General features: G+C 44.6%; 3 protein-coding genes. All 3 read right to left on the reverse strand.

The window, feature by feature from the left end:
• Positions 1-5,492: HYR domain-containing protein (locus tag G500_RS22835; RefSeq protein ID WP_035756737.1), on the reverse strand; the 5,492-nt coding region annotated here is incomplete at its 3' end.
• Between the two features lie 3 nt (positions 5,493-5,495).
• Positions 5,496-5,714, reverse strand: coding sequence for a hypothetical protein (locus tag G500_RS25955; protein ID WP_161626104.1), 219 nt, complete (start codon positions 5,712-5,714; stop codon positions 5,496-5,498).
• A 581-nt stretch (positions 5,715-6,295) separates the two neighbouring features.
• Positions 6,296-6,838: T9SS type A sorting domain-containing protein (locus G500_RS22840; protein ID WP_035756739.1), on the reverse strand; the 543-nt coding region annotated here is incomplete at its 5' end.

The raw sequence follows: 6,838 nt of genomic DNA on the forward strand, positions 1-6,838 counted from the left end.
GCTTCGTAGGCTTCATTGACTAAGGCAATGACAGGCACTTTTTCGCCTTCTTGTCCCAATTCGAAGATGCTCACAAAGTAAGTTTTGCTTTCGGTTAGGATTGGCGTTTCGAAAATGCCATTTGCGCTTTCAAAAATAGGCGTAGTGTCGGTTTCATTTTCATACCAACGATAAATACCCTGCCAATCTGTTTTGCCTGATACGGAAAGTACCACTCTGCCACTGCCACAAACTTCGCGCACCGATTCGAGGCTTGCGCTTGTCGGTAGGGTTGTGGCATCAATAGAAGCATAGACGACCATCATATTAGAAAACGCAGCATTACAAAGGGTGCGAATTTCAAAATGATGAAGGGTGCTGGGGGAGAGGTTTTCTACCACAAAAGAGCTTTGAGGAATAGGAAGATTCGCTATTACCGTTCCATTGAGATAAACCTCCACATACTCCACGCCCACAGGCAAATCCCAAGTGAGCAAGATAGAATTTGATGAAAGCGGAGTCGCTGCCAAATTTTCTACCGTTGGACAAGGGGGCAAATTAGGTAATACTAAGGCTTTAAAATCAACCACTAAATCATTGCGGTTGCTGCCTACAATATTTGCCGCCACACTGCCAAACAAAAACGCGTTGTCATCAAAAGCAACTGTCAAATCCGTTACATTTTCATTTGGCGTATGCGGACTGGCATTTCCTACCAAAGAAAAAGATAACGTTTGGTCGTCAATTTTGATAATCTCTGCCGTTAAACCTGCGGGAATGTTTGTAACCGAAACCCAACCATTTGCCACAAAATCATCGCCATTTGCACCTGCGAAAATGGGACAAGGAGCAGTTATCGTAATGCTATTGCCCATCTGACCCGAAGTAGGTGTACTTTCGGTGAAAGTAGAGGTAGAATAAGTCAAAGTGCCTGCAAAACTTACATTTACAACTTGTGTAGCAGTGGCGGTATTTCCTGCGCCGTCTGATACTGTCCAAGTAACGGTCGTATTGCCAAGTGGGAAAGTAGCAGGGGCGTTATTTGTAACTGCAAAGGTACAATTATCTGCCGTCGTAGGCGTTCCCAAAGCCACACCCGAAGCGGTGCAAAGTCCAGCGTCAGCATTGACACTAACGGCAGCAGGGGCGGTAATCGTCGGATTTTGATTATCCGTAACCGTTACATCAAAACTACAAGTGGCGGTATTGCCTGCCAAATCTGTTACAACAAACGTGTTGGTTGTTGTGCCAATAGGGAAGATTGCACCAGAAGCCAAACCTGCCGTTTGTGAAACCGTTGCGCCTGCGCAATTATCTGCAAAGGTAGGCGCGGTATAAGTTACAGTTGCACCACAAACTCCAGCGTCGTTATTGACCGAAATATTTGCAGGACAAGTAATCGTCGGATTTTCGTTATCCGTAACAATGACATCGAAGCTACAAGTGGCGGTATTGCCTGCCAAATCCGTTACGACAAACGTGTTGGTTGTTGTGCCTACCGGGAATACTGAACCAGAAGCCAAACCTGCCGTTTGTGAAACCGTTGCACCTGCGCAATTATCTGCAAAGGTGGGCGCGGTATAAGTTACGGCTGCACCACAAACTCCAGCGTCGTTATTGACCGAAATATTTGCAGGACAAGTAATAGTCGGATTTTGATTATCCGTAACCGTTACATCAAAACTACAAGTGGCGGTATTGCCTGCCAAATCCGTTACGATAAAAGTATTTGTTGTTGTGCCTACCGGGAAAATTGCACCAGAAGCCAAACCTGCCGTTTGTGAAACCGTTGCACCTGCGCAATTATCTGCAAAGGTAGGCGCGGTATAAGCTACGGCTGCACCACAAACTCCAGCGTCGTTATTGACCGAAATGTTCGCAGGGCAAGCGATAGTCGGATTTTGGTTGTCCGTAACGGTTACATCAAAGCTACAAGTGGCGGTATTGCCTGCCAAATCTGTTACGACAAACGTGTTGGTTGTTGTGCCTACCGGGAAGACTGCACCAGAAGCCAAACCTGCCGTTTGTGAAACCGTTGCACCTGCACAATTATCTGCAAAGGTAGGCGCGGTATAAGTTACAGTTGCACCACAAACTCCAGCGTCGTTATTGACCGAAATGTTCGCAGGGCAAGTAATCGTCGGATTTTCACTATCCGCAACCGTTACATCGAAGCTACAAGTGGCGGTATTGCCTGCCAAATCCGTTACGACAAACGTGTTGGTTGTTGTGCCTACCGGGAATACTGAACCAGAAGCCAAACCTGCCGTTTGTGAAACGACTACCGTATTCGGAATAGGCACGGAATAATTTATTGTGCCGTTCCAAGTACGCGGAGAGAAGGTAGCCCCAAAAGGGTATTCCTTGCCTACCCCCGTTGTGATGGTAAGATTTGCATCAGAATAGGTATTTGCCATAGGGGAGCTGTACCTAATGCTGGGACCTGTTCCATTTGTGGTGATATAAATGCCATAAACCGCCCCTGCGGGGATTTGTAACCCTCCTATAGGGACATCTACAACAGCCCCTGTACCCGGTGAAGTTACCGTGGCAGTTCCTAAGAGCGTCCAAGCAGTTGCATCTGTTTCTGAACCAATATAAGTACCAGCTTTATAATAAACTAACATGGTTGTCGTGCCAGTACCGCCAAATCTCTGTCTAAACGAATTTATCTGTACAGGCAAAGCACCAGCGGTAAGGTCAAACATATTACCCCGAAAGTTAACCCCGCCTGTAAAATTAGTAGATAAAAGGTTTTGTTCGCTGTAATTGACGCACTCATCAGAGAAAGTAGGCAGGGGATAAGTAACGGTAGCCGCACAAGTACCTACTGCTGCATTTGTTGAGATGTTCGTCGGGCAGCTAATAGCGGGACTATTGGTGTCAGCTACTGTAACAGTAAAAGAGCAACTAACAATATTACCTGCTGCATTTGCTAAAACAAAATTATTTATTGTCGTACCAACGGGAAAAAGAGAACCAGAAGGCAATCCCGATGTTTGAGAAATTGTAAAATCGGCACAATAAGTAGGTATCGAGTAATTGACCACAGCTCCACAGACGTTAGGGTCGCTATTAACCGAAACGTCAGCAGGGCAAACCAAAGTAGGCGGAACATTCACCGTAACCGTAAAAGAACAGGTGCTAGTAGCTCCTGAAGTGTAAGTTACTACAAAAGTATTCGTTGTTACGCCGTCGGGAAAGACTGAACCAGAGGCTAAACCTGCTGTTTGTACAATACTCACCGCATCACAAATCGAGGGAGTTGGAAAAGTAACCGTAGCACCGCAAAGTAGTGGGTCACCACTGACCGAGATATTGGCGGGACAATCAAAAGTAGGAGGCGGACTCACCGTAACAATAAATGGATTTACTACTACATCAAAAGAGCAAGTATTTGTATTCCCTGCTGCGTCTGTTACTGTAAAAGTGTTAGTCGTTGTGCCAATAGGAAAAACACTATTAGGCGGCAAGCCTGCTGTTTGTGTAATATACGCGCCGTTAAGTTCTAAAATATGTCTAAAAGAGAAATAACTTGGGTAGTCATTCCACTGCCCATTTCCCAAAACCGTCGTTGCATGTTCGCCCCCTACTGCCCAGTTATTAGGTTCGCCTGCCGCCCAATTCGTATAGCCCATATTAGAGCAGTCTTCCCAAACAAAAGTGCCTTCAATGACAAGGTCGGTGAAACCCACAAAATAGGGTGCAGGCGAACCTGCAAAATGAGCCGTTACCCAAGTGCGAAGTTGTGCATCTTCCGTTGCGTCGCCGATTTGTGCCATGTAGCCTCCATTTGACTTACAACTTGCCAAGCCCGTCGGGTAATCCATCTCTGTATTAGAAATGTAGTAAGATTGCGTACCAATAGAACCCAAATAAGTATAGCCCGTGATGGGCGCACTATAAGGCAGGCAGTTATCTGTAGCCGTAGGAAAAGGATAACACACGCGCGTGCCTGCGCAAATAGGCGATTCGTTATTGACCGTAATATTCGTGGGGCAGACGATAAGTGGATTTACTGCATTTGTACCAACCCCTCTAATTAAAAAAGTAAAGTTTGGCGTATCTGGGTCATCGCTCACGATGCTAACCGTAGCTTCATGCGTGCCTGCGGCTGTGGGCAGGTAGGTAATTTCAAAAGTGCTACTTAGAGAAGGTGCAATAGACGAAGCAGGAACAATATTTACACTAAACATAGCAGCACCAGCACCCGACATGCTTACCAAAGGCGTGCCTGTAAGGTTAAGTATGGCAGAGCCTGTATTTTGTATCGTGAAAGTACGTGTTTGGCTTGTCCCTACGCAAGCGGGCAGGCTACCAAAATCCGTGTGATTCGCTGCCGAAACTGCCGCACTGCCACTGACAATCGCTGTGCTATTGCCCAATACCGATATGTTAGGCGAACCAACAAAGCGCAGGACGGTAGTTCCATAACTATTGGCAGCATCACGATAAGCGACATAGGGTTCATAAGTGGTCGGGTGGAAGGCTAAACTTTGATATGATGCCGCAGCCGCCGAAAATCCTGCTGTACCTACACTCACCCAGTTTGTGCCATCAAAGCGCATCACAGTGGTTTTATTGCTATTCGCATTATCACGGTAGGCTACATAAGGCTCGTTAGTCGTCGGGTGAAAGGCTAAACTTTGGTAAAGTGCGCTTCCCACCGAAAATCCCACTGTGCCTACATTCATCCAGTTTGTGCCATCAAAGCGCATCACAGTAGTTCCAAGTCCATTTGGAAAATCACTATAAGCGACATAAGGTTCGTGCGTAGTCGGATGAAAGGCTAAACTCTGATATGATGCCCCAGCCGCCGAAAATCCCGCTGTACCTACATTCACCCAGTTTGTGCCATCAAAGCGCATCACAGTGGTTTTATTGCCATTCGCATTATCACGGTAGGCTACATAAGGCTCGTTAGTCGTCGGGTGAAAGGCTAAACTTTGGTACTCTGCCTGACCCGCTGAAAACCCTACTATGCCTACATTGACCCAGTTTGTACCATTATAGCGCATCACAGTAGTACCAAAACCATTCGCAATATCACGATAAGCAACATACGGCTCATAAGTGGTAGGGTGAAAAGCTAAACTTTGAAGTCGCGATGCACCCGCTGAAAAGCCTGCTATGCCTACATTGACCCAACTTGTGCCATTATAACGCATCACGGTAGTTCTATCGCCATTGGTATCGTCCCGATAAGCGACATAGGGTTCGTGTGTAGTCGGATGAAAGGCTAAACTTTGAAATCGCGCCCCACCTCCTGAAAATCCTGCCGTCCCTACATTGACCCAATTAGTGCCATCATAGCGCATAACAGTAGTTTTATTGCCATTCGCATTATCACGATAAGCTATGTAAGGTTCGTGCGTAGTGGGGTGAAAAGCTAAACTTTGGTCTTCAACAGCTCCCGCTGAAAATCCCGCTGTGCCTACATTTGTCCACTGTGCTTGCAACCCGCTGACAGGCAGCAATAAGCAAATCAATAAGTATAAAATTTTAGTTTTCATACATCAAATAAGGGTTAAAGTTTTTGAAAAGGATTGAAATGCGGCGGACTGCCGCTCAATATGCCGACTCGCCCAAACTTGAAAGGATTTATCGCAATCACATTGAGAAAAAAAGCTGGTTTTATTTGGCACAATATCGCTCAGAAAAGGTTTTTTTGCACCAAAAGCTCGTTTTGCACAGATAAAAAGCAACAAAACAACGCTTTGCAGGAAGTTTTGCATGTTTATGAATTTAAAAATAAACTAAAAATTATTATCCAACCTAATAGTAAAATTCTGTTTTTACACCAGTATTTATCTAAAATAATGATATAAAAAATGTAATACAGACATGTTGCAAGTATGTTGTGATAAAGGGTAGTGTGAAACAAAACAGTGTTGAAAAACTATCGCAATATACGAAAAAATAGCGCATCAGGGACGAAAAAATCTCAAAAAACTTAATACTTCTTAACAAAATGTTTTCTTTTTTTGTGTTTTTGCCTAAAAAAGAGAAAAAAAGAGAAAATGGATTAGATTTTTTCAACTCCAATTTTTAGACTTTCTTTGTTTTATTCTATTCTAATTTTACGACATTCTGGGGAACTGAAAACCTCATCTTCATAGGCAAAGCCATTTTGTTTAACGCTTCATTTTCAGTCCTTTCAAAACAAAAAAAAAGCCGTCGGCGAGGCTCTTAGCCCTCGCCGACGGCTTTGTCAAAACAAGTTTTTTACAAAAACAAATCGGTCGCAGACCAAAAAAAAGAAAAAGAAAAGGTTTTCAAACCTCGCCGACGGGCAAAGCCCTCGGCGACGGTTTCGCTATTCTTTTACAATCTTAACCGTTTGCTGCATCTCGTCGGAAACAATTTGCAACGTATAAACCGCATTGGCAAATTTACCCAAATCAAGGCTCACTTCTTGCGCATTTGTCCAAGTTTGGCGCAAAAGCTCTCTGCCCAAAGCATCATATAGGCGAATTTGCAACTCTTTTTGGCTCGCTTCAAAACGCAACGTTACGCGGTCTTGGGTAGGATTCGGAAAAACACTAAATCCTTGATTTTCAGGCATTTCCTCCTCGCCCAAAGTAATCGCTGCAAAGGTTTTGCTACGCGAAGCCGTCTGACAATCCTGACCATAGGTAGCCAAAACGCGATAGCTGCCATTTTGTGTAGGCGTGAAAATCAACTGATTTTCCGAACCTGATACACTTACAAATTCACCATTTGTACCCAAATTTCTATCTAAAATTTGCCATATAAAAGGGACGTTTTCGGAAAGTGTCGCTTCCAAAACATTGCCATTTTGCACAATGCGAATGTCGGGCGCAACATAGCTAAGTAGCTCAAATTCAGCCGATTCTAC

It is taken from the genome of Hugenholtzia roseola DSM 9546 (assembly GCF_000422585.1).
Classification (GTDB): Bacteria; Bacteroidota; Bacteroidia; order Cytophagales; family Bernardetiaceae; genus Hugenholtzia; species Hugenholtzia roseola.